Genomic DNA, 26509 nt, shown 5'->3' with positions numbered 1-26509 from the left:
GAGGCGACCCGCGGTCAACGACGATGACCACTACCGGTCAGATTTGCTCACGCCTGACGTCAGCAGGTACTGCCCGACGGCGTACGTCGACATCGTCAGCGCGCCGCGTCCCGGGAAGTCCCGCCCGGACATCCGCAGCGCGATCAACGCATCCGAGACCAGGAACAGCGCCCCGCCGAGACCGCTCCGCGAGTTGTGCCAGCGCGACGCGACCGCAGTTGCCGTGAGCAACAACGCGTACGCCGCCACCGGCACCCGCTGGCCACCGAGCCCGGGAGACAGCACCGCGATCAAGGCAGCCCACAACGCCGCGAACGCCGCGAGCACCCGCCACGACCGCTGCGCCGGATTGGCGAGGAACACCGCGAGGTAGCACGCATGTGCCGCCGCGAACGCCGCCATTCCGGCGAGCTGCGCATCGGTCTCCAGCAGCAGATCACCGGCGGCCGACGCGAGCAGCGCCGCCTGGATCAGCGGCGGCGCGTCCTGCGTGCGCGACCACTGCCAGAGCAACGGCATCAGCGTCGCCTTGCTGGCCTGTTTGAGGATGTTGACGTCGAGGGCAACAGCCGCGACCTGCACGACCGTCGCACCCCAGAACCCCGCCAACACCCGTCGCCCGCGCGCCAACCGCCCCAGGTTCATGCGTCCGAGTCTGCCTGCTCCTGGCCGGCGACTCACCGGTGTTCACGACAAGTTCAATGTCGCGCGCAATTGGGGGAGGTGTTTGATCAGGGCGCGCGGCGGGGTTGGCGTGGTGACGATGGAGAGGGTGAGGCGGTAGGTGAAGGGGGAGGCGGCGAGGTGTTCGCCGGGGCGGAGTTCCGCGGCGAGGGCGCTGCGCGGGACCAGGGCCAGGTGAGAGCGGCGGCGGGCGATGGCGACCGTCGTGCTGAGCGTGACGCCGCGGCGGGGGATTGCGCCGAGGGCGGCGAGGCGGGCGTGGATCTCCTCGGTGCCGCGATCATAGGTGGAGAACACGATCGGGCGGTCGTTCAGCGGCTGACGGCCGCGGCCCGGTGGTCGGGCTCCGGGCGGGATGAACAGGACGAGGTCGTCGCGACCGACGCGGCGGGCGACGGCGCCGCGGGGGAGGGTCATCTGCTCGGCGATCGCGATGAACGCGGCGTCCATCGTGCCTTCGGCGACGCGTTCGACCAGGAACTGGCCGTGGTCGACCTGCTGCTGGATCTCGAGGTCGGGCAGGTCCGAGTCAAGGACCGGGAACAGGATCGGGGCGAGGCTGGCGAACGTGCCGATCACGAGCTGCTGACCCACGGAAGCCGCGCGGGTGGCGTCGTACACCTCCTCGAGGTGGCGGAGGATGTGGTCGGCGCGGCGGCTGAGCTCGGCGCCGGCTGGTGTGGGGCGCGCGCCTCGGGTATCGCGCTCGAAGAGCTTGGTGCCGCAGAGGCGTTCGAGGCGGGCCAGGCGTTGTGATGCCGAGGGTTGCGAGATGCGGAGCTCGCGAGCGGCTGTGCCGACTGCGCCGGTGCGGGTGACGGCCTGGACCAGCCGTAGGTCCTCGACCGAGGGTAATGAGGCCATAGGTTCAGCCTATGGCAAGCAGTCAACGATCAGCGGCTACCTGCGGAGTGGTGGAAAGCCAAGAATCAAGGGTGTGAAGGCGAGATTCGAGGCGTTGGCGTTGCTGGCCGGCAGCGGTACGGCGGACTTCGCGATGCGGATCACGCAGGTCGCGTTGCCGTTGGTGATCCTGCGGGAGACCGGGTCCGTTGCGGCGACGGGGTTGGTCGGCGGCGCGTCCGGCATACCTGTGCTGTTGTCGCCTTGGTGGGCGCGGAAGGCGCGGCAGTGGGTGGACTCCGGGCCGCGGCTGGCCCTGGTCGCGCTGGTGACCGCGATCGCGTTGGCGTCGGTCCCGGCGGCGGCCGGACTTGGGTTGCTGACGCCGGAGTTGTTGGTGTTCAGCGGTTTGCTGCTGGGCTGCGGTACTGCGCTGGCGGATCCGGGCCGGTCCGCGTTGCTGGCCGACACGGGGGATCGGTGGGGTCCAGATCGCGCGGTCCTGCTGCTCACCTGGCAGGACGGCCTTCGCCGGGTCGGCATGCTGATCGGACCGACGGTCGGTGCGCTGGCGGTGTCGGCCGGGTTCACGAACCGGCTGCTGTGGATCGAGGCGGTGGCAGTCGTCGGCGCCGGGCTGCTGGCCTGCACAGTGCCCGCCCAGCGAGTGGTTGTTAGAACAGTTGAGGTCCCCTCCATTCGGGGCAGCCTCAAGGGTCGTCCAGAGGTGCTGTACGGCTGGCTGATCCGTGGGACCGGGTGCGTGACCTGGTTTGCGTTCACGTTGGGTTTGTCAGTGCTGGGAGAGCAACGCGGCCGGCCGGGCATCTACCTCGCCGCCGGTATGACGGGGTACGGCGTGGGCTCGCTGATCGGGACCGCGATCTCACTGGCCGTCGTACGCCGGATCCCGCCGGTCGCCTGCGCCGCGATCGCCTGGTCCTGGAGCGGACTGTGCTGGATCGCGATGGGTTTGTGGTCGACCCCGGCGGTGGTCGCCGTCGCGGGCGCGTTCTCCGGCGTGACCGTGGTGGTCGGTATCGCGGCCATCTCGGTCATCATCACCAGGTCGTCGGCCGGGGCAGAGCGACGTACGTTGCTGAGCGGGCAGGCGGTGGTCGTCAGCGCGAGCAGTTCGGCGGGGTTGCTGATCGGCGGACCGATCATCGCGACGGTCGGCGCGCAGGTGACGCTGGTCGGTGCTGGGACGCTGACGGCGTTAATCGCTGGACTCGTGCTGCTGCGGTGTCAGACTGCACTACATGCCAGGGATCGCGATCACCACGTTGGCCGAGCGGCCTGAGTACCTCGAGCGGATGTACGAGTTCGCCGACACCTGGCCCAAGTTCATGTTCAACGACCCGATCGGCAACGCGCTGATGGGCCAGGTCGCGGCGAACTTCCCTGACCAGTGCCTGGTCGCGACCGAGGACGGCGAACCGGTCGCGCACGGCCGGAGCATCCCGTTCGTCTATCCGGACGAGAACCGCACGAAGCTCCCGGCCGACGGCTGGGACCGGGTCCTGCAGTGGGGCTTCGCCGACAAGCGCAACGGCCGCGAGCCGAACGTATCGAGCGCTCTCGAGATCCTGATCCGCCCGTCGCATCAGGGCCGCGGCCTGTCCCACGCGATGCTCGACGCGATGCGCCAAGCCGTGAAAGCCAAGGGCCACACCACCCTCTACGCCCCGGTCCGCCCGAACGGCAAGGCCGACCCGCACCAGTCGATGACGGAGTACATCGAGCAACTGCGGCCGGACGGTCTACCGGTTGATCCCTGGCTGCGCGTCCACGTCAAAGCCGGCGGCAAGATCATCCAGGTCGCACCACGGTCGATGGTCATCACCGGAACACTCGACGAGTGGCGCGACTGGACCGGCCTCCCGTTCGACACCACCGGCGACGTCGTCGTACCCAAGGCGCTCGTCCCCGTCCACGTGGATGTCCGCCACAACCACGCCGTGTACGTCGAACCGAACGTCTGGGTCCAGCACGACCTCTAACGCGCGAGGCGGCTGAGGAGAGCCGAGGCGGCGCAGATGCCGGCGATGGCCGCGACGATGAGGACGCCGAAGTCGAGCCAGTAGTTGGTCGGTTGGCCGATGAGGAGACCGCGGAGTGCGCTCACCTCGTAGGTCAGGGGATTGGCGTGGCTCAGCACCTTCAGCCAGCCGGGCATGATCGCGATCGGATACAGCGCGCTGGACGCGAAGAACAGCGGCATCGTGATTGCCTGGCCGATGCCCATCAGCCGATCGCGGCGCAGTACCAGACCGGCGATCGTCATCGAGAGGCACGAGAAGAACGCTGCACCGAGTACGACGACCACGAGCACCGCGAGCAGCTTCAGCGGGTTCCAGGTCAGGCTGACGCCGAGCAGCGCGGCGACGATGATCACGACGATCGCCTGCGAGATGGTGCGGACGCCGGCCGCGAACGCCTTACCTGCAACGAGTGCGGAGCGCGGGCTGGGCGTGACGAGGAGCTTGGTGAGGATGCCGGCGTCGCGTTCCCAGATGATCTGGATGCCGTAGAAGATCGCGACGAACAGCGCGGACTGGGCGATGATGCCCGGCGCGAGGTAGTCGAGGTACGGGACGTTGCCGGTCGGGATCGCGCGGATCCGGCTGAAGGTCTGGCCGAAGATCACCAGCCAGAGGATCGGCTGGATCGCGCGGGTGATGAGCTCGGTCCGGTCGTGCCGCAGCTTCTGCAGCTCGACCAGGCAGAACGTGCCGATCCGCGAGAGCAGCCGGAGCGCCGCTCGCGGCCTCGACTCAACCCATGCGCTGGGCGGTGCGACGGGTGCCACGGACATCGCGCAGGCCTCCCTTCTCCGAAGCCGCGAGGCTTTCGCCGGTGTGGTGCCGGAACACGTCCTCGAGGCTCGCCTCGGGACCCAGTTCGGCCTTGAGATCGGTCGGTGTGCCGACGGCGCGCAGCCGGCCGAGATGCATCAGAGCAACCCGGTCGCAGAGGACGTCGGCCTCTTCCATGTAGTGCGTGGTCAGCAGCACGGTCATCCCGTACTTGTCCTGCATGTCCTGCACCCGCGCCCACACCGAGTCCCGCGCGACCGGGTCAAGCCCGACCGTCGGCTCGTCGAGCACGAGCAGCGCGGGCCGGTTGACCAGCGCCTGCGCGAGCTCGAGCCGCCGTACCATGCCGCCGGAGTACGTCGACGCGAGTCGATCCGCTGCATCCGTCAGATCAACGATCTCGAGTACTTCGGCCACGCGGGCCGCCCGTTCACGCCGCGGTACGTCGAACAAGCGCGCGAACCAGGACACGTTCTCGCGACCGGACAGCGCGCCTTCGATCGACAACTGCTGCGGGACGTAGCCGAGCAGGCGGCGTACCGACATCGCGTCCGTACGCACGTCGAGGCCGAAGACCCGGACCGTGCCGGACTGCGGCGGATACAGCGTGTTGAGCACCCGGAGCGTCGTCGTCTTGCCGGCGCCGTTCGGCCCGAGCAGACCGAAGCACTCGCCGGGGGAGACGGTCAGGTCGAGGCTGTCGACCGCGAGATGGTCGCCGAACTTGTGACTCAGCCCGATGATCTCGGCGGCCGGCGCCGGCTGTGCTGCGGTATCCGCACTCATACGCGCTCCTTCACGTCCTGCTCGGATGGGGTGAGCCGTTCGGCGAGTACGCCGAGAATCGGCAAGGCGGCCCGCAATGCGTCACGGTCGGCGGGTCCGAGTCCGTCGAGGGCTTCGTTGACGAGCGCGGCGCGGCGGTCGCGCCAGGCCTCGACCTGCTCGCGGGCCGGCTCGGTCAGCGTCAGGCGGGCGATCCGGCGGTCGCTCTCGTCCGACGTACGCAGCAGCATGCCGCGCTCGGTGAGCTGACCGACGAGGGTCGACACGGTGTTCGGAACCAGGCCGAGCTCGGCGGCCGCCTCGGCGACGGAGATGCCCGGGTTGCGCCGTACGAGCCGGATCAGCTCTGCCTGCGAGCCGGTCAGCGTGCTCAGCGCCAACGGTCGGCCCGCGGATCGGCGGAGGCGGCGGCGCACCAATCCGATCGCGGCGAGCAGGTCCTCGGCGAGAGTCTCGGTCACGGTTCCGAGAATACCTCTGTCGCAGAGATATTTCATCGGGAGAACCCCAACTAATCGGGGTACCTGGCCGGACCTGGCCCGCGCACGATCGAGGCATGAGCACAACAGAGAGCAACAAAACCGTCGTCAAGGACTTCATCGACGGACTGTTCACCAAAGGGGACCTCGGCGCTGTGGATACCCACCTGGCCGAGGACTTCATCAACCACGACCCGCCGTTCGGGGTCACGCCGGACCGGGAGGGGATGCGGGACGCGGGGAAGATGATGCGGGCCGCGTTCCCGGACTGGCACAGCGATACGCACGCGCTGATCGCGGAGGGGGATGTTGTCGTCGAGCGGTTCACGGCCGGCGGGACGCAGCGGGGTGAGGTGCTGGGGGTGCCGCCGAGCGGGAAGGCGGTCAGCCTGCCGGGGATCAACATCTGGCGGCTGCGGGACGGGCTGATCGTCGAACGCTGGGGGCTGCTCGATGACCTCGGGTTCCTGCGGCAACTCGGCGTAGCATCCTGATTATGGGGGCGGGGGATCGCCTTGAGGTGCTGATCCAGCGTTGTTATGCGGGGCTGGGTGCCGATGAGTTGCGGTCCGAGGTGCTCGGGCGGCTGCGTGGTGTGCTGTCAGTCGACGCGACGTTCTTCGCGACGGTTGATCCGGCGACGGTGTTGTTCACGTCGGCGATGGTCGACGAGCCGCTCGGGGCGGTCACGGAGCAGTTCATCGCGAACGAGTTCGGGCAGGACGACGTGAACAAGTTCGCCGTACTGGCCGGCGGCCGGGATCCGGTCCGGTCGCTGGGCCAGGCGACGAAGGGCGACTGGGGGAGCAGCCCGCGGTACGCCGAGGTGATGCGCCCCCTCGGCCTCGGCGACGAACTCCGCGCCGCCCTGATGTCGAACGGCCGCTGCTGGGGCGTCCTCTGCCTCCACCGCGAAACCGCCGAATCCGGCTTCGCCGACCAAGAGATCCAACTGGTACGCCGCCTCGCACCCCACCTGGGCGAGGGCCTCCGCCTGGGGCTCCGATGGAGCCCCGCGGAGGTGGCACCGGAGCCGGACCTCGGCACCGGGCAGGGCTCGGCCGCAGAACGCGGGCTGACGTCAGCCGCGCGGCCTCGGTCCGCGGTCGGTCCTGGAGTGGTGGTGCTCGACCGGATGCTGCGGATGCATTCGCTGACGGCTGAGGCGGAGTACTGGATCTCGGAGCTGGGGGCGGTGGAGCGGTTGCCGGTGGCTGTGTTGTCGGTGGCTGGTCGGATGCAGCTCGGCGGGGTGACCGCGCGGGTGAAGGTGAGGACTCGCGGTGGGGAGTGGTTGGCGCTGCAGGCCTCGCGGCTGGGGGACGACGGGCAGATCGTGGTGGTGATGGAGCCGGTGTCACCGGCTCAGCTGGGGTCCTTGCTGCTCGATCTGCACGGGCTCACGCCGGCTCAGCAGCGGGTCACCGAGTTGCTGTTGCGCGGCTACTCCACGCGGCAGATCGTCGAGCGGTTGTGTCTGTCACCCCACACCGTGCAGGAGCACGTGCGGGCGTCGTTCGACAAGGTCGGCGTCGGGAGCCGACGGGAACTGGTGAGTGCGTGGCTCAGAGGGTCCGCATCACACGGATGATGCGGCGGCGGAGCCAGACGCGGCGGGTGCCGTCGGGATAGCGGCGCAGACGGGCCAGCTCCCACCCGCCGTACTCCGCGTGCTCGGTGAGCAACCTGCGCACCGCACCGCGGGACTCCGTCCTGGACACCTCGAACTGCTGCAGCTCGTATTCGGCCATCCGCACCTCCTGCCACATTCAACAATGCAGCCTGAACAACAACAACCTCAAGAAACATCCTCCAACGCCGCCGAAATCGCGGGCGGCAGGGTGAGCTCCTCTACTCCCAGCACCGACTTCAATTGCAACGCAGTCCGGGCTCCGACGATGGCCGCCGACACGCCGGGCCGGTCCCGCACCCAGGTCAGCGCGACCTCGAGCGGGGTCCAGCCGAGCCCGTCCGCTGCCCGGGCAACCGCTTCCACGATGCCCGAAGACCGCGCGTCGAGGTAGGGGTCGACGAATCTGGACAGATGCTGAGACGCCGCCCGCGAGTCCGCCGGGATGCCCGTGCGGTACTTCCCGGTCAACACGCCGCGGCCGAGCGGGGACCACGCCAGTACGCCGATCCCGAGCCCGGCGGCGGCGCGGAGCGCGTCCACCTCGGCGTCCCGGGCGAGCAGCGAGTACTCCACCTGGTTCGACACCGGGACCGCGCGGCCCGGCCACGCCTGCTGCCAGGTGACGGCCCGGGCGGACTTCCAGCCCGCGTAGTTCGAGATCCCGACGTACCGCACCTTGCCGGAGCTGACCGCGTGATCGAGCGCGGAGAGCGTCTCCTCCAGCGGGACGTCGTCGGACCAGGTGTGCAGCTGCCAGAGGTCGATGTGGTCGACGTTCATCCGACGCAGCGAGCCCTCCAGATCGCGCAGCAGGGCGCCGCGGGAGGTGTCGGTGATCCGCTCGCCCCGGCGGACGCTGAACCCGGCCTTGGTCGCGATCACCAGGTCGTCACGGTCGACCACGTCGCCGAGCAGCGACCCGATCAGCAGCTCGCTGTCACCGTCGCCGTACGCCGCGGCCGTGTCGATCAGCGTCCCGCCCGCGGAGACGAACGCCGCCAGCTGCTCGCGCGCCTCATGCTCGTCGGTGTCCCGGCCCCACGACATCGTGCCCAGGCCTAGCCTGCTCACCGCCAGTCCACTGTGACCGAGATAGCGCTGCTGCATGACCCGAGCCTATTGCGGGCCACCGACAACCTCTCGCTAGGCTCGCCAGTCATGCGACTCGGACTCAACATCGGCTTCGTGTACGGCGGCGACGATCACCTGGACCACCTGAGGCTGGTGAAGGAGGCCGAGGCACTCGGTTTCGCGGTCACCTGGGCCGCGGAGGCGTACGGCTCGGACGCGGCGACCCTGCTCAGCTGGATCGCCGCCCAGACCACCACGATCGACGTCGGCGCGGCCGTTTTCCAGATCCCGGCCCGGACGCCGGCCATGACCGCGATGACCGCGGCCACCCTGGACCGGCTGTCGAACGGCCGGTTCCGGCTGGGTCTCGGCGTGTCCGGACCGCAGGTTTCGGAGGGGTGGCACGGCGTCCGGTTCTCTCAGCCTCTGCTCAGGACGCGTGAGTACGTTGACATCGTGAACGCGGCTCTCCGGCGGGAGACCGTCGCGTACGAGGGGAAGTACTTCACGTTGCCGCTGCCCGACGGACCGGGCAAGGCGCTGAAACTGACGGTGCGGCCGATCCGCGACCATGTGCCGGTGTACCTGGCGGCGGTCGGTCCGAAGAACCTCGAGCTGGCCGGCGAGATCGCCGACGGCTGGCTCGGCATCCTGAACGATCCTGCCTATCTGGGAGAGCAGTTGACGCACATCAAGGCGGGCCGCCGAAGGAGTTCGGCAGAGCCCCGTCAGCAGGACCTCGACGGCTTCGACGTCGTGGTCACGACCCCGCTGATGACGGGTGACGACATCCAGGCCGCGGCCGACCCGGTCCGTGGGTACGCCGCGTTGTACATCGGCGGCATGGGCAGCCGGGAGAAGAACTTCTACAACGCGCTCGCGGTCCGGATGGGGTACGCCGAGGAGGCCAAGCAGATCCAGGACCTGTACCTGGACAGGAAGCACCGCGAGGCGATGGCCGCCGTACCGTTCGGGTTCCTGGACTCGATCTCGCTGCTCGGTTCGAAGGAGCGGATGGCGGACAAGCTCACGGCGTACGCCGAGGCCGGGGCGACGACTGTCGCGCTGACGCCGTTCGCGTCGACGGTCGAGCAGCGGATCGCCGACCTGCACACCGCCGCGGAGGCGCTGGAGCTGGCCGGGGTCGCTGGCTGATGACGATCTGGGACTCCATCATCCTCGGCATCGTCGAGGGCCTGACCGAATTCCTCCCGGTCTCCAGCACCGGGCACCTGACCATCGTGTCGAAGATGCTCGGACTGAAGATCGACGACCCGTCGATCACCGGCTTCACCGCGGTGATCCAGGTCGGCGCGATCGCCGCCGTCGTCCTGTACTTCTGGAAGGACATCTCCCGGATCGCGGTCGCGTGGGTGCGTGGGCTGGCCAAGCCCGAACACCGCGGCGAGTTCGACCACCGGATGGGCTGGTACGTCATCGTCGGCTCGGTCCCGATCGTGATCGTCGGCTTCCTCGCCCGCGACCTGATCTCAGGTCCCCTGCGCAGCCTGTGGTGGGTGGCCGCGGCCCTGATCGGCTGGTCCATCGTCATGGTCGCCGCCGAACGCCTCGGCACAAAGGAACGGCCGCTCACCCGCATCACGTTCGTGGACGCGTTGGTCATGGGCCTGGTCCAATGCCTCGCGCTGATCCCCGGAATCTCCCGCTCCGGCGCCACCATCTCCGCCGGCCTCTTCCGCGGCCTGGACCGGGTCGCCGCCACCCGCATCTCTTTCCTGCTAGGCATCCCGGCCCTGGTCGGCGCTGGCGTCTACGAACTAAAAGACGCCCTCCACGGCAACGTCGGCGCGGTTCCCCTGCTGGTCGGCACAGTCGTCAGCTTCATCGTCGCCTACGCCTCAATCGCCTGGCTCCTCCGCTTCGTAGCCAAACACACAATCGAGGTCTTCGCCTTCTACCGGGTCTTGCTCGGCATCGTCCTGGTAATCCTCCTGGCCACCAGCACCATCACAGCTACTTAAGCTGTACTGCGGACTTCGCGGGAGTCGGCGACATCTGACGAGGTGTCGCCGGCCCTGCTGTTTATCTGAGGCACGCCCCTCGGTCCGATATGCCGGCTGCCGGTGCATCCGACGGCTCGTTCCCCCGAGCAGCCCACAGCACAAGCCCACCAACGCGAGCGCGCCCCGGCGCATGCCTGCCCGGCGACACGAGCAGCCGAAGGTGCGGCGCCCGCCGCGCCACGCGAGCGGTCCACGCCACGGGTTCGTGGCCGCGGGTTCACCCCCCGGGGAGCGGGTCGCCTCGATGGCGCGAGTAGGCCGCATCGCGAGGCGGTCGCACCGCGCGGCAGCGCGAGATCGCGAGCGGCAGCTCGCAAACCCCGGCGATAGCCGGAAAAGGATGCTCCGGGCGATGAGCCCGGGGGTGGGTGGCGCGCGTAGCGGGCGCGCCGAGGAGCGGGGCGACGAGAGGCGGCCGCGGAGCACGTCGGTGGCGCGCGAGCACGCGGGGGATTACAGCCAGCCGACCTTGCGGAAGAAGCGGTACATGGTGGAGCAGACGACGGCCATCAGGAGGAGGACGCCGTAGTAGCCGAAGTGCCAGCGGAGTTCTGGCATGTTGTCGAAGTTCATGCCGTAGATGCCCGCCAGCATCGTGGGGACCGCAGCGATCGCGACCCACGCGGAGATCTTGCGCATGTCGTCGTTCTGCTGGACCGAGACCCGGGCGAGGTGTGCGTTCAGCGCCGACTGGAGCAGGGTGTCGATCGACTCGGTCTGGTCGGAGACCCGGCTGAGATGGTCGGCGACGTCGCGGAAGAACGGGCTCGCCTTCGGCCCGAGCCCGGCGACCCCGTGCGCGAACTCCTCCATCGGCTCCCGCAGCGGATCGATCGCCCGCCGCATCTCGAGCACCTCGCGCTTCAGGCGGTAGATCCGCTCCGCGTCGCTCGTCCGCTCGGGGGAGAACACCGAGCTCTCGATCTCGTCGACGTCGATCTCGACCTGTTCGGCGACGGTCTCGTACTGGTCCACGATCGCGTCGCAGATCGCCCACAGTACGGCGGCCGGCCCATGCCCGAGCATCTGGGCGCGCTCCTCGAGTTCGTGCCGCGTGGTGGCGAGCTCACCGCCTTCCCCGTGCCGCACCGTCACGACGTACCGCTGCCCGATGAACGCGGTCACCTGCCCGGTCTCGACCGCGTCGCCCTCGTCGACGTACCAGAGCGTCCGCAGTACGACGAGGATCATGTCGCCGAACCGCTCGACCTTCGGCCGCTGGTGGATCTGCAGCGCGTCCTCGACGGCCAGATCGTGCAGGTCGAACAGCCGTTGGACCCGCTCCATCTCGGCGTCCGACGGGTCGTGCAGCCCGATCCACCCGAACGATTCGTGGTCGTCGTCGATGGCCTGGGCAACGGTCTCGGGGTCCTTGGGCAGGTCCCGCCGTTCCCCCTCGGCGTACACCCCGCAGTCGACGATCACAGCACCCATCATGGCACTCCGACTTGTCGGACCGGATAACGTGCACACCATGCCCACGGTGATTCTGGTCCGCCACGGTCGTAGTGCTGCGAACACATCCGGCACGCTGGCTGGTCGTACTCCCGGTGTGAAGCTGGACGAGACCGGCGTCAAACAGGCCGAGGCGGTCGCGCAGCGACTGGCCGACCTGCCGCTGGCCGCGATCGTCACCTCACCCCTCGAGCGGTGCAAGCAGACCGCGGCCGCGATCGCCAAGCAGTACGCCGAACACCACCCCGACCAGCACCCCGCGTTGCGTCCGGCAACCGACCGCCGACTGACCGAGTGCGGGTACGGCGACTGGACCGGCAAGAAGATCGCGACCCTGGCCAAGGACCCGCTGTGGGCCGTCGTCCAGCAGCACCCATCCGCGGTCACGTTCCCGAACGGCGAGTCGATGCGGGCGATGCAGCAGCGCGCGGTCGACGCGATCCGGGCGCACGACGCGGCGCTTGCGAACAGCCATGGCAACAACGCGATCTGGGTCGCGGTCTCGCACGGCGACGTGATCAAGGCGATCGTGGCGGACGCACTCGGCCAGCACCTGGACACGTTCCAGCGGATCGTCGTCGACACCGCCTCGACCACGATCATCACCTACACCGCGACCCGGCCGTTCCTGGTCCGCCTGAACGACTCCGGCAGCGAGTTGGCGTCGCTGGTCCCTAAGCCGACAGCGAAAGGCAAGCCCAAGAAGCAGTCCTCGGACGCGGTCGTCGGCGGACGGTAATAGGGTCTAGATATGGCGCGAGTGGTACATACCTACGACGACCCCGAGCGGTTCGTCGCCGGCACCGTGGGGGAGCCCGGTGCGAGGACGTTCTTCCTGCAGGCCCGGGCCGGGCAACGGCTGACGTCGGTCGCGTGTGAGAAGGAACAGGTGATGGCGCTCGCGGAGCGGCTCGACGTGATGCTCGACGAGGTCGCCCGGCGGTTCGACCGCGACCCGGTGACGCTGACCTCGGCGGACGACACCGCGCCGCTGGAGCAGCCGATCGAGGAGGAGTTCCGGGCCGGCACGATGACGCTGGCCTGGGAGGCCGACGCCGAGCGCGTGGTGATCGAGGTGTTCGCGGTCGTCACCGGTGAGCAGGCCGACCTCGAGGAGACCGACCCGGTCGCCGCCGCGATGGAGTCCGACGACGCCGAGGTGTTCATCGTCCGGATCACGGAGGAGCAGGCCAGGGCCTTCGCCCGGCGTGCCGTCGCGCTGGTCGCGTCCGGTCGCCCGAGCTGCCCGTTCTGCGGCCGGCCGATCGACGCCGACGGCCACATCTGCCCCCGGGCCAACGGCTACCGCAGGCATCTGCCGGAATGACGATCGATCCGGAGCTCCTCGCTCTCGGCGAACTGTCGTTGCACGGTCGCCTCGTCGCGGCGTCGAACGGCACGTACCAGGGCTCGGTCAGCCTCAACGGCGAGACCGCGACCGTGGTCTACAAACCGGTCGAGGGCGAGCGGCCGCTGTGGGACTTCCCCGACGGCACGCTGGCCCAGCGCGAGTTCGCGGCGTACGTCGTCTCCGAGGCGCTCGGCTGGTCCGTGGTGCCGCCGACCTTGTTGCGGGACGGGCCACTCGGCGTGGGCATGGTCCAGCTCTGGATCGACGAGGCCGAGCTCGGGCCGGGGGAGACCGAGCTGGTCGACATCGTGCCGCAAGGTCGCGTGCCGAAGGGCTGGGTCGGCGTACTCGAGGCGCTCGACGGCCGCCACAACCCGGTCACGCTCGTGCACGCGGACAACGAGGCGCTGAAGCGGATGGCCGTATTCGATGCCGTGGTCAACAATGCCGACCGCAAGGGCGGCCACGTGCTGAACCCGGGCGACGGCCGGGTGTACGGCGTGGACCACGGCGTCACGTTCAACGCCGACGACAAGCTCCGCACGGTGCTGTGGGGCTGGGCCGGCGATTCGATCCCGGCCGACCTGCTGGACGACGTACGCCGGTTGGCCGATCAGCTCGCTGGTGGCTTCGGGCAACAATTGTGCGAGCTGATCACCACGGTCGAGCTGACCGCGACCCGCGAGCGCTGCGCGACGCTACTGAAGACCGGCACCTTCCCGTACCCGAGCGACGACTGGCCCGCGATTCCCTGGCCCGCGTTCTAGACCGTCGGCTCGACGCTCACGTTGCCGATCCGGCCGAGGTCGTCGAAGGACGCGAGGACGACGCTGCCGTTCGGCGCCGTACCGCGGATCGCGTCCGGGCCTTCGTCGTACTGCAGGCCGAAGTGCTGGAAGTACCCGCGGACGACCTGCCGATGGTCGGACGGGAACACACTTACCGCCGTCATCAGCAGCCGCGGCGTCGCGATCGCGTCGAACCCGGCCAGCGGCAGCTGCTCGTCCGCGACATGCAGGTACACGTGCCCGAGACCCTCGTTGATCGCGGTCGACCAGACCCCACGACCACCGAGTACGGCGCCTGCGGTGATCGCGAGCGTGATCGCGGCCTGCGCCGGTTGCGGGAACCCGCTCAGGTCCAGGCTGCCGGTGGTGAACTCGTCGATCCCGTGCCTGCCGCCGAACTGCCGGATCGCCTCGGTCGGCGCGACTGCCGGCGCGTCCGGGCCGAAGCCCGGGTTCGCCCAGCCCCACAGCCAGGTGTTGTCCTGGTGCGAGAAGCTGCCGAGCAACGAGACGCCGCCGAGCGCGGTCCGGTCGCCGGTGAGCGTCCGCGCGTCGAGGTCGGCGTGCAACGAGCCAGGGCCGACCACCTCGTTGAAGAGGTCCTGTTGCTGGATCGCGGCCGCGGCGATCCAGCCGCCGTACGCCTGGAAGTCGGAACTGAAGTCAGCGCTCATCGCTGGCGACGCTAGCGGGACCAGGGGGCCAGCCGATGGACGGACCACGGATTGGAACCGTGTCGCGTCATTGAAAATCGGACTGGCATAAGCTCCGACACATGCAGGCGTGGACGAAACCAGACATCCCGGTCGTACCCGGGCCGGCCCGGCGGCTGCGCCTCTACGACACCGCTTCCCGCGGCCTGGTCGAGGTGCCGCCGACCGACAGCGCCACCGCGCGGATGTACGTGTGCGGCATCACGCCGTACGACGCGACGCATATGGGCCACGCGGCGACGTACGTCACGTTCGACCTGATCAACCGCCTGTGGCGGGACAGCGGGTACGACGTCCACTACACGCAGAACATCACTGACGTCGACGATCCGCTGCTCGAGCGGGCGACGGCGACCGGGGTCGAGTGGACCGACCTGGCGGCGCAGGAGATCCAGCTGTTCCGCGACGACATGACCGCGCTGCGGGTGATCCCGCCGCAGAACTACATCGGCGTGGTCGAGTCGATCGACCTGGTCTCGGACGCGGTCGAGGACCTGCGCCGGGCCGGCGCGGTGTACTCCGTCGACGGCGACCTGTACTTCGCGGTGAAGACCGACCCGCTGTTCGGCGGCGTGTCGAACTACGACCGCGAGACGATGACCGAGCTGTTCGCGGAGCGCGGCGGCGATCCGGACCGCGAGGGCAAGCAGGACCCGCTGGACAGCCTGCTGTGGCGGCACGAGCGGCCGGGGGAGCCCGCGTGGGACTCGGCCCTCGGACGCGGCCGGCCGGGGTGGCACGTGGAGTGCTCGGCGATCGCGCTGAAGTACCTCGGGATGACGTTCGACGTCCAGGGCGGCGGGACCGACCTGATCTTCCCGCACCACGAGATGTCGGCCAGCGGTGCGCAGGTCGCGACCGGCGAGCACCCGTTCGCCCGGGCGTACGTGCACCAGGCGATGGTCGGGCTCGACGGCGAGAAGATGTCGAAGTCCAAGGGCAACCTGGTGCTGGTGTCGAAGGAGCGGCTGGCGGGCGCGGATCCGATGGCGATCCGGCTGGCGCTGCTCACCCACCACTACCGCACGGACTGGTTCTGGATGGCGTCGGACCTGACCGACGCGCAGGCCCGACTGGATGTCTGGCGCGGTGCGATCGGTCGCGGTTCCGGGCCGGACGGTGCTGCCGCGGTCGACGCTCTACGGGCGGCACTGACGAACGACCTGGACACCGTGGCCGCACTGGCCGCGGTGGACGCCTGGGCGGAGAGCGAGGGCGACGATCACGAGGCGCCTGCTCTCATCGCCCAGGCAGTGGATGCCTTACTGGGCGTGAAGCTGTAGAAGAACAGGCCGTCAGCCGGTGACGGCCTGGTGGGTCTTCACCGGGGTCGGAACCGGCGCGGCCGGCGGGGTGTCGAGCTGCGGCGGGGCCGGGTTCGCCGGCTTGGGGGTCGGCTTGGGCTTCGGCTTCGTGGCCGGCTTGGCGCAGGTGGCCGAGGCCAGGTTGATGACCTCGGCGCCGCCGCCGAGGTTGATGCTCAGGCCGGTGATCGTGAACGAGCCGTCCGAGTGCTTGCCCTGGCTGTTGACGCTGATGGCCGCCAGCGGGTTCGACGGCAGCGACGCGCCCTGCTTGGTGCTGGGGAGCTTCAAGGTCTGACCGAGTAGCGTCACCGCGCCGAGGTCGACGCCGCCGGAGTCACCCGAGCAGTAGACGTTCAGCGAGTCGATGGCCAGCAGCGAACTCGGCGGGTTGAGCAGCAGGTTGCACAGGTCGGGGAGGTTCTTGACCGGCAGGTCCTTCGTGCTCAGCTGCGGCAGCGGCAGACCCAGGTCGGGCAGCGCGATATCCGGCAGCGGCAGGTCGTCCGCGCCGGTCTTCGGCAGGCTCGCACACTGCTGCTTCAGCTCCGGCGGGATCTGCACCTGGCTGAGGATGTCCGGACCGACCACGATGTCGAACAGCTCGACCGAGGCCGAGTCGTTGCCCGCGGTCGCCGTACCGGCGCGGACCGAGATCAGCGGGTTCTTCGGGAGCTCCAGCGCGGAGGTCGTCTGCCGCTTGCCGTCGAGCGATTCGGCGTACGGCGTCTTCGCGATCGGCACCTGGCCCTCCGCGCTCACGGCGTACGCCGACGAGGGCCGGGCCGCGGCGTTGCCGGCCGGCGCACTGGCGACCAGGCTGAACGTCACGACGCCTGCCACGGCCGCGGCCGTGAGAATCGTCGGAGCCAACTGTCGTCGCATCGGAATCTCCTTATTTGCTGTCGATCAGGACGAGCGTCCCGAGCGGAACCTTCTGCAGATCGGCGAGGGCGGTCTTCGGCACCCGGACGCAACCGGCACTGATCGCCGCCCCGAACACGTGGGGATTCGGCCAGCCGTGGATCGCGACCGTACCAGGCCCGCCACCGAACGTGTCCAAGGTGGGACTGTGCGCACCCAACGGGAGCACGATCGGCGACGCCGACCGCTTGTGGTCGATGATCGAGCCGAGCAGGAACGTCCGGCCGGGCGGCGTCGGCGTCTTCTTCGCGCCGACCCCGGCCTTCCAGGTGCCCAGGCTCTTGTTCTTGTCGAACAGCTCGATCGTCCGTGAGCTGGTGTGCACGCGGATCAGGTACGACGAGAAGGCCCGGTCGAGGTCCTCGTCCTGGAGCCAGCCCGTCGAGCGGTTCGGCTTGGAGGGGAGCAGCACCCGGACCCAGCCGTCGGTCTGCTCGACCACCGGCAGCCAGGTCGGACCGAACTGGGTCGGGCCGACCTTGCCGAACGCGTCGGCGTCCGGTGCCGTGAACAGCGCGGCCTCGGCGCGGGGGTGAACGACGAGCCCGCTGGTCCCGGTGAACGGCTGCGTGTCGAGCGGTGCGGTCGCGATCGTGGTGGCGGTCGTCGAGGCCGTCAGCGTGGTGAGGTCGACGGTGACGTGCTTCGTCTTGTTGCCGAAGATGCCGACCGCGGCGACGATGCCGAGCAGCAGGAGCACGGCAAGGGCAGGGATCGAAGTACCGCCCCGCTCGTTGCGCATCTCGTTACTCCCCGTGCTCCCGGTGACGGCGCGCCGTCACCCCCCAGTTATCCGGACGAGAATAAACCCATTAGTAACAACGCGCCATGCCCACCCGGGTTACGTGGTCAGGTAGTGCGCGGCGATCTCGTCACTCGTCGTCAACCAGACGTCGCTCTGCGCGGCAATGTACTCCAGCGCGAGGTTCAGGTACTTCGCCCGGAACGGCTGCCCGATCACGAACGGATGCAGCGCGAGCGCCATCACCCGGCCGCCCTCTTCGCGCAGTACGTCGTACTGGTCCTTCACCATCTGCAGGAAGTCGGGGCCGGACAGGCCGCGGAGGAACAGCCCGAGGTCGTTGAGCTCGAGCGTGTACGGGACGCTGAGCATGCCGGGGACGTTCAAGCGGTACGGCTGGTCGTCGTTGGTCCAGTCGAGGACGTACTGGTAGCCGAGTTCGCCGAGCAGCTCCGGGGTGTTGTGGGTCTCGGTCAGCGCCGGCCCCATCCAGCCCTTCGGACGCTTGCCGGTGGCGGTCTCGATCGTCGTCGTGATGTCGGTGAGGATGCGGCGTTCCTCGTCGGGCTCGTAGCCGGTGTGCAGGATCGAGTTGGTCTGGCCGTGGGCGAGCCACGCCCAGTCGCGTTCGACGCCGGCCTTGATGATCTGCGGGTTGTGCTCGGCAACCATCGAGTTGACCAGAGCGCTCGCGCGGACGCCGTGCCGGTCGAGGATGTCGATGGTGCGCCAGATGCCGACGCGGGAGCCGTACTCGCGCCAGCCCTGGTTCAGCGCGTCGGGTTTGACGTCGAGCGGCCAGATGCTGGTGGAGGGTTCGTCGGGCAGGAAGTGTTCGATGTTGAGCCCGACGTAGAAGGCCACACGCTTGCCGTCGGGCCATTCGAGGGCGGGTCGTTCGGTGATCGGGCTGTAGTCGTAGAGCGTCATACGAGGACGGTAAAGTCTGACATGAGTGTCAGGTTCAAGTCCTGGAGGCGACGTGCGGATCGGGGAGCTCGCGGAGCGGGCCGGCGTGAGTGTCCGGTCGCTTCGGTACTACGAGCGCAGGGCCTGCTCGTGTCGGAGCGAACCACCGGCGGCCAGCGTGAGTACGCCGAACGAGCCGTCGACCGCGTCATCTTGATCCAGGAGCTGTTCGCGGCCGGCCTGCACAGCAAGAAGATCGCCGAGCTGCTGCCGTGTATGCGGGACCCGGACGGCGGCCCGAACGAGAGGGCCACACCCGAACTCGTCACCGAACTCACCGCCGAACGGGACCGCATCGACCAGATGATCGCGGACCTCACGACGTCCCGCGCCGTACTCGACGACGTCATCACCACCGCAACGCGGGAGATGCCTGCTTAGTCGCTCGGGTGGTTCTTGTTGCGCCGCCTGAGGTACCGCTCGAACTCCGCCGCGATCGCCTCGCCGGTGGCTTCCGGCAGGTCGGCGGTGTCGCGCTGCTCCTCGAGCGACTGCACGTACTCCGCGACCTCGGGGTCCTCTTCGCTGAGCTCGTCCGCTCCGCGCTGCCAGGCGCGGGCCAGCTCCGGCAGCTCGCCCTCCGGGATGGCCAGGTCGAGCAGCGCCTCGATCTTGCCGAGCAGGGCGAGTGAGGCCTTCGGGCACGGCGTGCCGGCGATGTAGTGCGGGATCGCGGACCAGATCGAGACCGACGGAACGCCGAGCGTGGTGCAGAGATCGGCGAACACACCGGTGATGCCGGTCGGACCTTCGTACGTCGACGCCTCGAGGCTCCACGACGCCGTCAGCTCCGGGTCCGACGACGTTGCCGAGACCGGGATCGGCCGGGTGTGCGGCGAGTCCGCGAGCAGCGCGCCGAGCACGACGACGATCTGCGCGTTCGACTCGTCGACGATCTCCAGCAGCTCGCGGGAGAACGCCCGCCAGCGCATGTTCGGCTCGATCCCGCGGATCAGCAGCACGTCGCGGCCGGTGTCGTCGGGCCGGGCCAGGTAGATCCGGGTCGTCGGCCAGGTCAGCCGCCGTACGCCGTCCTCGTCGAGGCCGACCTGGGGACGGTTCACCTGGAAGTCGTAGTAGTCCTCGGGGTCGATCGCCGTGACGAGCTCCGCGTCCCACTCGTCCACGAGATGGTCGACCGCTCCGGTGGCCGCCTCGGCCGCGTCGTTCCAGCCCTCGAACGCGGCGATCACGACCGGGTCCCTCAGGTTCGCGAGGTCAACCACTCGCAGGCCCCCTGTCGTCTCTGTAGGCAATCCGGCGGGAAACCGGACTGCCAGCCTACGTGTTCCGGCCCGGCCGTGTGCCCGGTTTCACGCGCAGCGGAACGTGTCGGTGAGACCCGAAATGTCCGGACCTGACGTGACCAGGGAGAATGGGCACGAGCTGATCGGTGGAGACGGCCATCGACGACGTGTGAGGAGCGGTAGTTGCCGGCCCTGCAAGCGGTGCTGTGGGACATGGACGGGACGTTGGTCGACTCCGAGAAGGTCTGGGCGGAGGTGCAGCTGGAGCTGCTGGCCGAGCTCGGCGCGACCTGGACGATCGAGGACTGCATGTCGCTGATCGGCAGCGACCTGCGCGACGCCGTCCAGGTCTGGATGGCGCGCATCCCGGCCGGTGTGATCACCGCCGAGGAGCTGGCCGACCGGATGTTCTCCGAGGTGATCGAGGCGCTCCGCAAGGACGTCACGTTCCAGCCCGGTGCGCTCGAGCTGCTGCAGGCGTTGCGCAAGGAAGACGTGCCGTGCGCGTTGGTCTCGGCGTCGTACCGGCAGATGATCGACGCCGTACTCCTGCACCTGCCGCCGGATCCGTTCGACGTGATCGTCGCCGGTGACGAGGTGACGCTGGGCAAGCCGAACCCGGAGCCGTACCTGACCGCCGCCGCCAAGCTCGGCGTCGACCCGGCCAACTGCGTGGTGATCGAGGACTCGATGACCGGCACCCAGGCCGGTACGGCGGCCGGCGCGTACGTCGTCGCCGTACCGCAGTGGATCACGATCCCCGAAGCGTCCCGCCGGCTCGTGGTCAAGTCGCTCGAACCGCTCACCCCGGAGTCCCTGCGCGCTCTGCTCCATTGACCGGCTACCGTCACTTGGTGCCCTCGGGGGCGTTGTTCGGGTAATGGCTGGGGAGAGTGAGACGGTGAGCAAGTGGGTGCGCCGCATGTCGGCGGCCGTGGCAGTGGGCGCCCTGGGGGTGTCCCTGGCTGCCTGCGGTCAGCCGGACGACAATGCGCCGCACCCGGGGGAGTCGTCGCCGAAGCTGATGCTGCTGAAGGTGGCGACCACCGACCCGATCTCGTCGCTCGACCCGGCCGGGTCGTACGACGTCGGCTCGCGCACCGTCCAGGCGAACCTGTACCAGACGCTGCTGACGATCCTGCCCGACAGGCCGACGCCGGTGCCGGACGCCGCGGACTGCCAGTTCGACTCGCCGACGACGTACACCTGCAGCCTGAAGGAACACCTGACCTTCCCGAACGGGCACGAGTTGACCTCGTCGGACGTGAAGTTCAGCTTCGACCGGATGATCCGGCTGAAGACGCCCGGGGGAGCGGCGCACCTGTTCTCGTCGGTCAAGTCCGTGAGTACTCCGGACGACCTGACCGCGGTGTTCAACCTGACCACCCCCGATGCGCGCCTGCCGTACCTGCTGACCATCACCGCCGCGTCGATCGTCGACGAGCAGTCGTACCCGGCGAACCAGCTGCTCGACACGAAGGCGATCGGCAGCGGGCCGTACCAGCTGGCGGCGTACAAGCCGGGTGCTGAGGTCAGGCTCGCCAAGTTCGCGGCGTACAAGGGTCCGCGAGCGGCGCAGAACGACGGCGTGACGATCAGCGTGATGAAGGACTCGACCGCGCTCTACCAGGCCGTCACGAACGGCAAGGCGGACGTCGCGTACCACGGGTTCGGGCCGAGCCTGCTGGACAAGTTGCGCAAGTCCGACCAGGTGCAGGTGGTCGAGGCGAACTCCGCGGAGATCCGGTTCTTCGCCTTCCAGATGAAGTCGCTGCTGGCCCGCAAGCCGGCCATCCGGCAAGCGGTCGCCCAGCTGATCGATCGCCCGTCGATCGCGAAGAAGGCGTACGGCGACCACGTGTCGCCGCTGTACTCCGTCGTGCCGCCCGGGTTCGGCGGTCAGACGGACGCGTTCAAGACCGAGTACAAGCAACCGAGCAAGACGGCGGCCGCGGCGATCCTCAAGGCCGCGAACATCGCCGCGCCGGTCCCGCTGACGGTCGGCTGGACGCCGACGCAGTTCGGCACCGGCGCGAAGGCCGAAGTACTCGAGCTGAAGCGTCAGCTGGAGGCGTCGGGGTTGTTCCGGGTGACCCTGCGGAGCGCGGAGTGGCCGCAGTTCCAGCAGGCGGCGAAGGCCGGGGCGTACGACCTGTACCAGTTCGGGTGGATCCCGGAGTACCCGGACGCCGACGACTACCTCGCGCCGTTCGTCACCGACGTACCGTTCCAGAACGGGTACCGCTCGGCCGCGGCCACGAAGCTGCTGCAGCAGCAACGGACCGAGCAGAACGGGCTGAAGCGCGACGAACTGATCGGTCAGCTACAGACCGTGATCGCGCGAGAGGTGCCGGTGATCCCGAGCTGGCGGGGCCGGGTCGCCGTGGTGGCCCGCAACGACATCGAGAACGTCCAGCCGGCCATCGACGCGCTGTCGTTCCTCTACCTGTCCGGATTACGGCGCTGAAAACCGCCGAATACCGCCCTGATCACGGCACTGACACAAAAATGCCATGGCAGTAACGGTTGGCGAGGTCCCGGCGACCGAGGGTGCGACACCGTGGTTTACTGCGGAACGTCCACGATACGGGACGATTTCCTGACGATCACGATCGGGCAACGCAGCACTTTCCGCGTTTGACTCCGCGCTGTAATGGCGGCAGGTTAAGGCCGCAGCCATACGGGATTTCGTTCCTGTTCAAACCGAACCAGGCAGGGGTACCCATCGCGTGAGCGCGCCACTCGAGGTCGAGCCCGGAGCATCGTCGGCCCAGCCGGACGCCATCCTCGAGGGCGTCGGCAAGATCGAGGGCCGGTCGCTCTGGCAGATCTCCTGGATGCGGCTGAAGCGCGACAAGATCGCGATCGCCGGCGGCATCTTCGTGGTCTTCCTGATGCTGGTCGCGATCTTCGCGCCGCTGCTGTGCAAGCTCGTCGGGGTGACCCCGAACGACTTCCACCAGGACCTCGTCGACGCCTCCCTGCAGACCCCGATCGGCAAGCTCGGCGGGATCAGCTGGGACCACCCGTTCGGCGTTGAGCCGGTGAACGGCCGCGACATCTTCGCCCGGATCGTCTACGGCGCCCGGATCTCGCTGCTGATCGCGTTCCTGGCGACGCTGCTGTCGGTGGTCATCGGCGTTGTGATGGGCATCATCGCCGGGTACTTCGGCGGCTGGGTCGACACACTGATCAGCCGCTTGATGGACATCTTCCTGGCCTTCCCGCTGGTGCTGTTCGCGCTGGCGCTGGTCGGCGCCATCCCGGACTCGGTCCTCGGGCTGACGGGTGACCCGCTGCGGGTCGCGCTGATCGTCTTCATCATCGGCTTCTTCAGCTGGCCCTACATCGGCCGGATCATCCGCGGGCAGACGCTGTCGCTGCGGGAGCGGGAGTTCGTCGACGCGGCGCGCAGCCTCGGCGCGCGCCGCCCGTACATCCTGTTCACCGAACTCCTGCCGAACCTGATCGCCCCGATCCTGGTCTACGCCACGCTGCTGATCCCGACCAACGTCCTCTTCGAGGCCGGCCTGTCGTACCTGGGTGTGGGTGTCCGCCCGCCGACGGCCAGCTGGGGCGACATGCTGTCGATCGCCGCGAAGTGGTACCAGGTCGACCCGATGTACATGGTTCCGCCCGGCCTGTCGATCTTCATCACGGTGCTGGCCTTCAACCTGTTCGGCGACGGACTGCGTGACGCGTTGGACCCGCGGTCGCGATAGGACTTCTCTCCAACCAGGGAGCCTGGGCTCTCACGAAAAAAGGGGTGCAACAAGAGATGAGATGGAATCGCATCACGACGGCGACCGCCGTCAGTGCGGCCGTCGCCTTGAGCCTGGTGGCTTGTGGGGGACCCAAGGCCACGCCCGGAGGGTCCGGGAGCGCTGGGGCCTCGGCCAAGCCGGAGTTCAACGCGGCCGTCGGCAAGGTGTACAACCCGAGCGACAAGAAGGGTGGCACGCTGCGGATGGCGATCACCCAGAACTGGGACTCGACCGACCCGGGTGACACCTACTACGGCCTGTCCTGGAACCTGGTTCGCAACTATGTCCGGCCGCTGATGACGTTCGCGGCGAAGCCGGGCGCCGAGGGTGCCAAGCCGGTGCCCGACCTCGCCGAGGCCGCGGGCGTGCCGAGCGACGGCGCGAAGACCTGGACCTACAAGATCCGCAAGGGCGTGAAGTTCGAGGACGGCACCGAGGTCACCTCGGCCGACGTCAAGTACGCCGTCGCCCGGTCGCTGGACAAGACCACGCTGCCGAACGGCCCGACGTACTTCAACGACTTCCTGCTGGACATCCCCAAGGGCTACAGCGTCTACAAGGACCCGAGCCTGTCCGGGGTGGCGAAGGCGATCACGACGCCCGACCCGAACACGATCGTGTTCCACCTGAACAAGCCGTTCTCGAGCTTCGACTACTTCGCGCAGCTGCCGTCGACGGCCCCGGTGCCGAAGGCGAAGGACACCGGTGCGAAGTACAAGGAGCACCCGGTCTCGACCGGCCCGTACAAGTTCGAGAGCTACAACGCGAACACCGGCCTGAGCCTGATCCGCAACGACCAGTACGACGCGTCGACCGACCCCGACTCGGGCCGTAAGGCGCTGCCGGACAAGATCACCGTCGCGTTCAACGTCGAGGGCACCGACATCGACAACCGGCTGCTGGCCGGCGACCTCGACGTCGACATCGCCGGTACCGGCGTGCAGCCGGAGACCCAGGCGAAGATCCTGGCCGACCCGAACCTGAAGGCGCACGCCGACAACGTGCCGGCGCCGCGGCTGAACTTCACCGTTCTGAACAGCCAGGTCGCTCCGCTGGACAACGTGAACTGCCGCAAGGCCGTTCTGTACGCCGCCGACCACGAGGGCTACCAGCGTGCGTACGGTGGTCCGATCGGTGGCGACATCGCGACGAACCTGATGCCGCCGGGCGTGACCGGGTCCGAGAAGTTCGACGACTACGGCTTCGAGACCGACAAGAACGGCAACGTCGACAAGGCCAAGCAGGCCCTGCAGGCGTGCGGCCAGCCGAACGGCTTCGCGATGAACATCGCGTACCGCGCCGACCGGGCCAAGGAGAAGGCGGTCGCCGAGACGCTGCAGCAGTCGCTGAAGCGGGTCGGTATCAACCTGACCACCAAGCCGTACCCGACCGGTGACTACACCAAGCTGTACGCCGGCAAGCCGGACTTCGCGAAGGCGAACAAGCTCGGCCTGATCGTCTACAGCTGGGGCGCGGACTGGAACGACGGCTTCGGCTTCCTGAGCCAGATCGTCGACAGCCGGGTCATCCGGGACACCGGTGGTAACACCAACCTGGGTATCCGCATCCCCGAGGTCGACAAGCTGATCGACCAGGCGATGTCCACCACCGACGAGACCGCCCGTAACAAGTTGTGGGTCGACGTCGACAAGAAGGTCATGGAGCAGGCGGCGGCGCTGCCGGGCATCTGGGCCAAGGGCCTGCTGTACCGCCCGGACACGGTGTCCAACGTCTTCACCAACGACGGTCAGAACATGTACGACTACGCCGCGATCGGTGTCGCGCAGAAGTAGTTGCTCTGACCAACCATCATTTCGCCAGCAGAGGTAGGTGAAGGCTGATGGTGGCCGGTGATCAGCGATGATCACCGGCCACCACGCCGCGCACGGTGCTCGCATATCTGATCCGCCGGGTGATCGGGGCAGTGGTCCTGCTCTTCATCGTCACGGCCGTCACGTTCTCGATCTTCTTCCTGGTTCCGAAGCTCGGCGGCGCGACCGCCGACGACCTGGCCTCGCGTTACGTCGGCAAGAGCGTCGGCAAGGAGCAGATCCACGAGACCGCGGTGCGGCTCGGCTTCACCGATCCGCTCTACGTGCAGTACGGCCGGTTCGTCAAAGGCCTGGTCGTCGGGTCTGACTACAACTACGGTCCGGCCACCGAGCACTGCCCGGCGCCGTGCTTCGGCTACTCGTTCCTGACCCAGACGCCGGTCTGGCCGGACCTGGTCGCGCGAATACCGGTCACCGCCTCGCTGGCGGGTGGTGCGGCGTTCATCTGGCTGATCACCGGGGTCGGCACCGGCATCATCTCGGCACTGAGACGTGGCTCGGTCCTGGACCGATCACTGATGACGGTGGCACTCGCCGGTGTGTCACTGCCGATCTTCTTCACCGGCCTGCTGTCGCTGTCGATCTTCAGTTACGGCCTCGGCTGGACCGTCCAGGGCGGTACCAACCCGATGGACGAGACCAATCCACTGTGGTGGGCCTACGACCTGATCCTGCCGTGGGTCACGCTCGCGTTCCTGTACGCCGCGGCGTACGCGCGACTCACCCGGGCCGGCATGCTCGAGACGATGAACGAGGACTTCGTCCGGACCGCCCGGGCCAAGGGCCTGACCGAGCGGGACGTGGTGATCAAGCACGGCCTGCGGTCCGCGCTGACGCCGATCCTGACGATCTTCGGTCTGGACCTGGGCCTGTTGCTCGGCGGCGCGATCCTGACCGAGACCACGTTCTCGCTCCCCGGCCTCGGCCAGTACGCCGTCATCGCCCTGCAGGCCAACGACCTGCCGAAGGTGCTCGGCGTGACGCTGATCGCGGCGTTCTTCATCGTGGTCGCGAACCTGGTCGTTGACCTCCTGTACGCCGTTGTCGACCCGAGGGTGCGGATCTCGTGACCGAGCCGAAC

At 68.5% G+C, this 26509-nt stretch carries 28 protein-coding genes and 1 pseudogene; 16 read left to right on the top strand and 13 right to left on the bottom strand.

The window, feature by feature from the left end; translation table 11 throughout:
* Positions 1–30: 30 nt before the first annotated feature.
* On the bottom strand, positions 31–645 hold the full coding sequence (locus tag FDA38_RS26845; RefSeq protein WP_137256914.1) for a lysoplasmalogenase: 615 nt from the start codon (positions 643–645) through the stop codon (positions 31–33).
* A 42-nt stretch (positions 646–687) separates the two neighbouring features.
* On the bottom strand, positions 688–1548 hold the full coding sequence (locus FDA38_RS26840; protein ID WP_137256913.1) for a LysR family transcriptional regulator: 861 nt from the start codon (positions 1546–1548) through the stop codon (positions 688–690).
* 73 nt (positions 1549–1621) lie between these two features.
* Here FDA38_RS26840 and FDA38_RS26835 point away from each other — a divergent pair, with 73 nt between their 5' ends.
* On the top strand, positions 1622–2830 hold the full coding sequence (locus FDA38_RS26835) for an MFS transporter (RefSeq protein WP_137256912.1): 1209 nt from the start codon (positions 1622–1624) through the stop codon (positions 2828–2830).
* Positions 2790–3530, top strand: a complete 741-nt coding sequence (locus tag FDA38_RS26830) for a GNAT family N-acetyltransferase (protein WP_137256911.1) — start codon at positions 2790–2792, stop codon at positions 3528–3530. The genes FDA38_RS26835 and FDA38_RS26830 overlap by 41 nt, the downstream gene beginning before the upstream one ends.
* Here the strand turns inward: FDA38_RS26830 and FDA38_RS26825 are convergent.
* The 3 genes from FDA38_RS26825 to FDA38_RS26815 are packed head-to-tail and all read right to left on the bottom strand — an operon-like array spanning position 3527 to position 5593.
* Entirely contained in the window at positions 3527–4345 is an 819-nt protein-coding gene (locus tag FDA38_RS26825; protein ID WP_137256910.1) for an ABC transporter permease, read from the bottom strand. The genes FDA38_RS26830 and FDA38_RS26825 overlap by 4 nt on opposite strands.
* A complete protein-coding gene (locus tag FDA38_RS26820; protein WP_137256909.1) occupies positions 4305–5132 on the bottom strand; it encodes an ABC transporter ATP-binding protein in 828 nt (275 codons plus the stop codon). Before FDA38_RS26820 ends, FDA38_RS26825 begins: the two co-directional genes overlap by 41 nt.
* Positions 5129–5593, bottom strand: a complete 465-nt coding sequence (locus FDA38_RS26815; protein ID WP_233714959.1) for a MarR family winged helix-turn-helix transcriptional regulator — start codon at positions 5591–5593, stop codon at positions 5129–5131. Before FDA38_RS26815 ends, FDA38_RS26820 begins: the two co-directional genes overlap by 4 nt.
* A gap of 95 nt (positions 5594–5688) precedes the next feature.
* On the opposite strand from FDA38_RS26815, the gene FDA38_RS26810 reads away from it, so the two are divergent.
* Together FDA38_RS26810 and FDA38_RS26805 are read left to right on the top strand one after the other, a co-directional pair.
* Positions 5689–6105 carry an ester cyclase gene (locus FDA38_RS26810; protein WP_137256907.1) on the top strand — a complete coding sequence of 139 codons (417 nt, stop codon included), beginning with the start codon at positions 5689–5691 and terminating at the stop codon, positions 6103–6105.
* 2 nt (positions 6106–6107) lie between these two features.
* Positions 6108–7202, top strand: coding sequence for a LuxR C-terminal-related transcriptional regulator (locus FDA38_RS26805; RefSeq protein WP_137256906.1), 1095 nt, complete (start codon positions 6108–6110; stop codon positions 7200–7202).
* On the opposite strand, the gene FDA38_RS26800 is transcribed toward FDA38_RS26805, so the two are convergent.
* Positions 7177–7362: a DUF5703 family protein gene (locus FDA38_RS26800; RefSeq protein WP_130448421.1), complete on the bottom strand. Its 186-nt coding sequence runs from the start codon at positions 7360–7362 to the stop codon at positions 7177–7179. The genes FDA38_RS26805 and FDA38_RS26800 overlap by 26 nt on opposite strands.
* Positions 7363–7409: 47 nt before the next feature.
* Positions 7410–8351, bottom strand: a complete 942-nt coding sequence (locus FDA38_RS26795) for an aldo/keto reductase (protein ID WP_137256905.1) — start codon at positions 8349–8351, stop codon at positions 7410–7412.
* A 51-nt stretch (positions 8352–8402) separates the two neighbouring features.
* Here FDA38_RS26795 and FDA38_RS26790 point away from each other — a divergent pair, with 51 nt between their 5' ends.
* Positions 8403–9470, top strand: coding sequence for an LLM class F420-dependent oxidoreductase (locus FDA38_RS26790; RefSeq protein ID WP_137256904.1), 1068 nt, complete (start codon positions 8403–8405; stop codon positions 9468–9470).
* Entirely contained in the window at positions 9470–10297 is an 828-nt protein-coding gene (locus FDA38_RS26785) for an undecaprenyl-diphosphate phosphatase (RefSeq protein WP_137256903.1), read from the top strand. The genes FDA38_RS26790 and FDA38_RS26785 overlap by 1 nt, the downstream gene beginning before the upstream one ends.
* A 495-nt stretch (positions 10298–10792) precedes the next feature.
* On the opposite strand, the gene corA is transcribed toward FDA38_RS26785, so the two are convergent.
* The gene (gene corA, locus FDA38_RS26780; protein ID WP_137256902.1) at positions 10793–11773 is read right to left on the bottom strand and encodes a magnesium/cobalt transporter CorA; all 981 of its coding nucleotides are present in this window, start codon (positions 11771–11773) and stop codon (positions 10793–10795) included.
* Between the two features lie 40 nt (positions 11774–11813).
* Here corA and FDA38_RS26775 point away from each other — a divergent pair, with 40 nt between their 5' ends.
* From FDA38_RS26775 to FDA38_RS26765, 3 genes are read left to right on the top strand one after another with little or no spacing between them, the layout of a single operon-like run.
* Positions 11814–12533 carry a histidine phosphatase family protein gene (locus tag FDA38_RS26775; protein WP_137256901.1) on the top strand — a complete coding sequence of 240 codons (720 nt, stop codon included), beginning with the start codon at positions 11814–11816 and terminating at the stop codon, positions 12531–12533.
* A 12-nt stretch (positions 12534–12545) separates the two neighbouring features.
* The gene (locus FDA38_RS26770; RefSeq protein WP_137256900.1) at positions 12546–13121 is read left to right on the top strand and encodes a DUF3090 family protein; all 576 of its coding nucleotides are present in this window, start codon (positions 12546–12548) and stop codon (positions 13119–13121) included.
* On the top strand, positions 13118–13912 hold the full coding sequence (locus tag FDA38_RS26765; protein ID WP_137256899.1) for an SCO1664 family protein: 795 nt from the start codon (positions 13118–13120) through the stop codon (positions 13910–13912). Before FDA38_RS26770 ends, FDA38_RS26765 begins: the two co-directional genes overlap by 4 nt.
* On the opposite strand, the gene FDA38_RS26760 is transcribed toward FDA38_RS26765, so the two are convergent.
* Positions 13909–14607 (bottom strand): DUF6882 domain-containing protein, encoded by a 699-nt coding sequence (locus FDA38_RS26760; RefSeq protein WP_137256898.1) that lies wholly within the window; start codon positions 14605–14607, stop codon positions 13909–13911. The genes FDA38_RS26765 and FDA38_RS26760 overlap by 4 nt on opposite strands.
* A gap of 101 nt (positions 14608–14708) precedes the next feature.
* Here FDA38_RS26760 and mshC point away from each other — a divergent pair, with 101 nt between their 5' ends.
* A complete protein-coding gene (gene mshC, locus FDA38_RS26755) occupies positions 14709–15929 on the top strand; it encodes a cysteine--1-D-myo-inosityl 2-amino-2-deoxy-alpha-D-glucopyranoside ligase (RefSeq protein ID WP_137256897.1) in 1221 nt (406 codons plus the stop codon).
* Between the two features lie 12 nt (positions 15930–15941).
* Here mshC and FDA38_RS26750 read toward each other — a convergent pair whose 3' ends face one another.
* The 3 genes from FDA38_RS26750 to FDA38_RS26740 form a co-directional block, all read right to left on the bottom strand.
* Positions 15942–16835 carry a hypothetical protein gene (locus FDA38_RS26750; protein WP_137256896.1) on the bottom strand — a complete coding sequence of 298 codons (894 nt, stop codon included), beginning with the start codon at positions 16833–16835 and terminating at the stop codon, positions 15942–15944.
* A 10-nt stretch (positions 16836–16845) separates the two neighbouring features.
* Positions 16846–17616 (bottom strand): L,D-transpeptidase, encoded by a 771-nt coding sequence (locus tag FDA38_RS26745; RefSeq protein ID WP_137256895.1) that lies wholly within the window; start codon positions 17614–17616, stop codon positions 16846–16848.
* Between the two features lie 99 nt (positions 17617–17715).
* Positions 17716–18546 carry a polysaccharide deacetylase family protein gene (locus FDA38_RS26740; protein WP_137256894.1) on the bottom strand — a complete coding sequence of 277 codons (831 nt, stop codon included), beginning with the start codon at positions 18544–18546 and terminating at the stop codon, positions 17716–17718.
* Positions 18547–18571: 25 nt separating this feature from the next.
* Between FDA38_RS26740 and FDA38_RS26735 the strand changes: the two are divergent.
* Positions 18572–18966 (top strand): annotated as a pseudogene (locus FDA38_RS26735) (MerR family transcriptional regulator).
* Here FDA38_RS26735 and FDA38_RS26730 read toward each other — a convergent pair.
* On the bottom strand, positions 18963–19811 hold the full coding sequence (locus FDA38_RS26730) for a PAC2 family protein (RefSeq protein WP_137256893.1): 849 nt from the start codon (positions 19809–19811) through the stop codon (positions 18963–18965). The pseudogene FDA38_RS26735 and the gene FDA38_RS26730 sit on opposite strands and share 4 nt — an antisense overlap.
* Before the next feature lie 204 nt (positions 19812–20015).
* Here FDA38_RS26730 and FDA38_RS26725 point away from each other — a divergent pair, with 204 nt between their 5' ends.
* The 5 genes from FDA38_RS26725 to FDA38_RS26705 all read left to right on the top strand — a co-directional run bounded on the left by FDA38_RS26725 (position 20016) and on the right by FDA38_RS26705 (position 26498).
* Positions 20016–20669, top strand: a complete 654-nt coding sequence (locus FDA38_RS26725; protein ID WP_233714957.1) for an HAD family hydrolase — start codon at positions 20016–20018, stop codon at positions 20667–20669.
* A gap of 64 nt (positions 20670–20733) precedes the next feature.
* Positions 20734–22299 carry an ABC transporter substrate-binding protein gene (locus FDA38_RS26720; RefSeq protein WP_233714956.1) on the top strand — a complete coding sequence of 522 codons (1566 nt, stop codon included), beginning with the start codon at positions 20734–20736 and terminating at the stop codon, positions 22297–22299.
* A gap of 262 nt (positions 22300–22561) precedes the next feature.
* Positions 22562–23554, top strand: coding sequence for an ABC transporter permease (locus tag FDA38_RS26715; protein WP_137256892.1), 993 nt, complete (start codon positions 22562–22564; stop codon positions 23552–23554).
* 56 nt (positions 23555–23610) lie between these two features.
* Positions 23611–25389, top strand: coding sequence for an ABC transporter substrate-binding protein (locus tag FDA38_RS26710; protein ID WP_137256891.1), 1779 nt, complete (start codon positions 23611–23613; stop codon positions 25387–25389).
* A gap of 95 nt (positions 25390–25484) precedes the next feature.
* Positions 25485–26498: an ABC transporter permease gene (locus FDA38_RS26705; RefSeq protein WP_137256890.1), complete on the top strand. Its 1014-nt coding sequence runs from the start codon at positions 25485–25487 to the stop codon at positions 26496–26498.
* Positions 26499–26509 lie beyond the last annotated feature (11 nt).

It is taken from the genome of Kribbella jiaozuonensis (genome assembly GCF_005233875.1).
Lineage (GTDB): Bacteria > Actinomycetota > Actinomycetes > Propionibacteriales > Kribbellaceae > Kribbella > Kribbella jiaozuonensis.
Note: the sequence above shows the minus strand (reverse complement) of the source record. Positions and strands in the feature narration are given on the sequence as shown.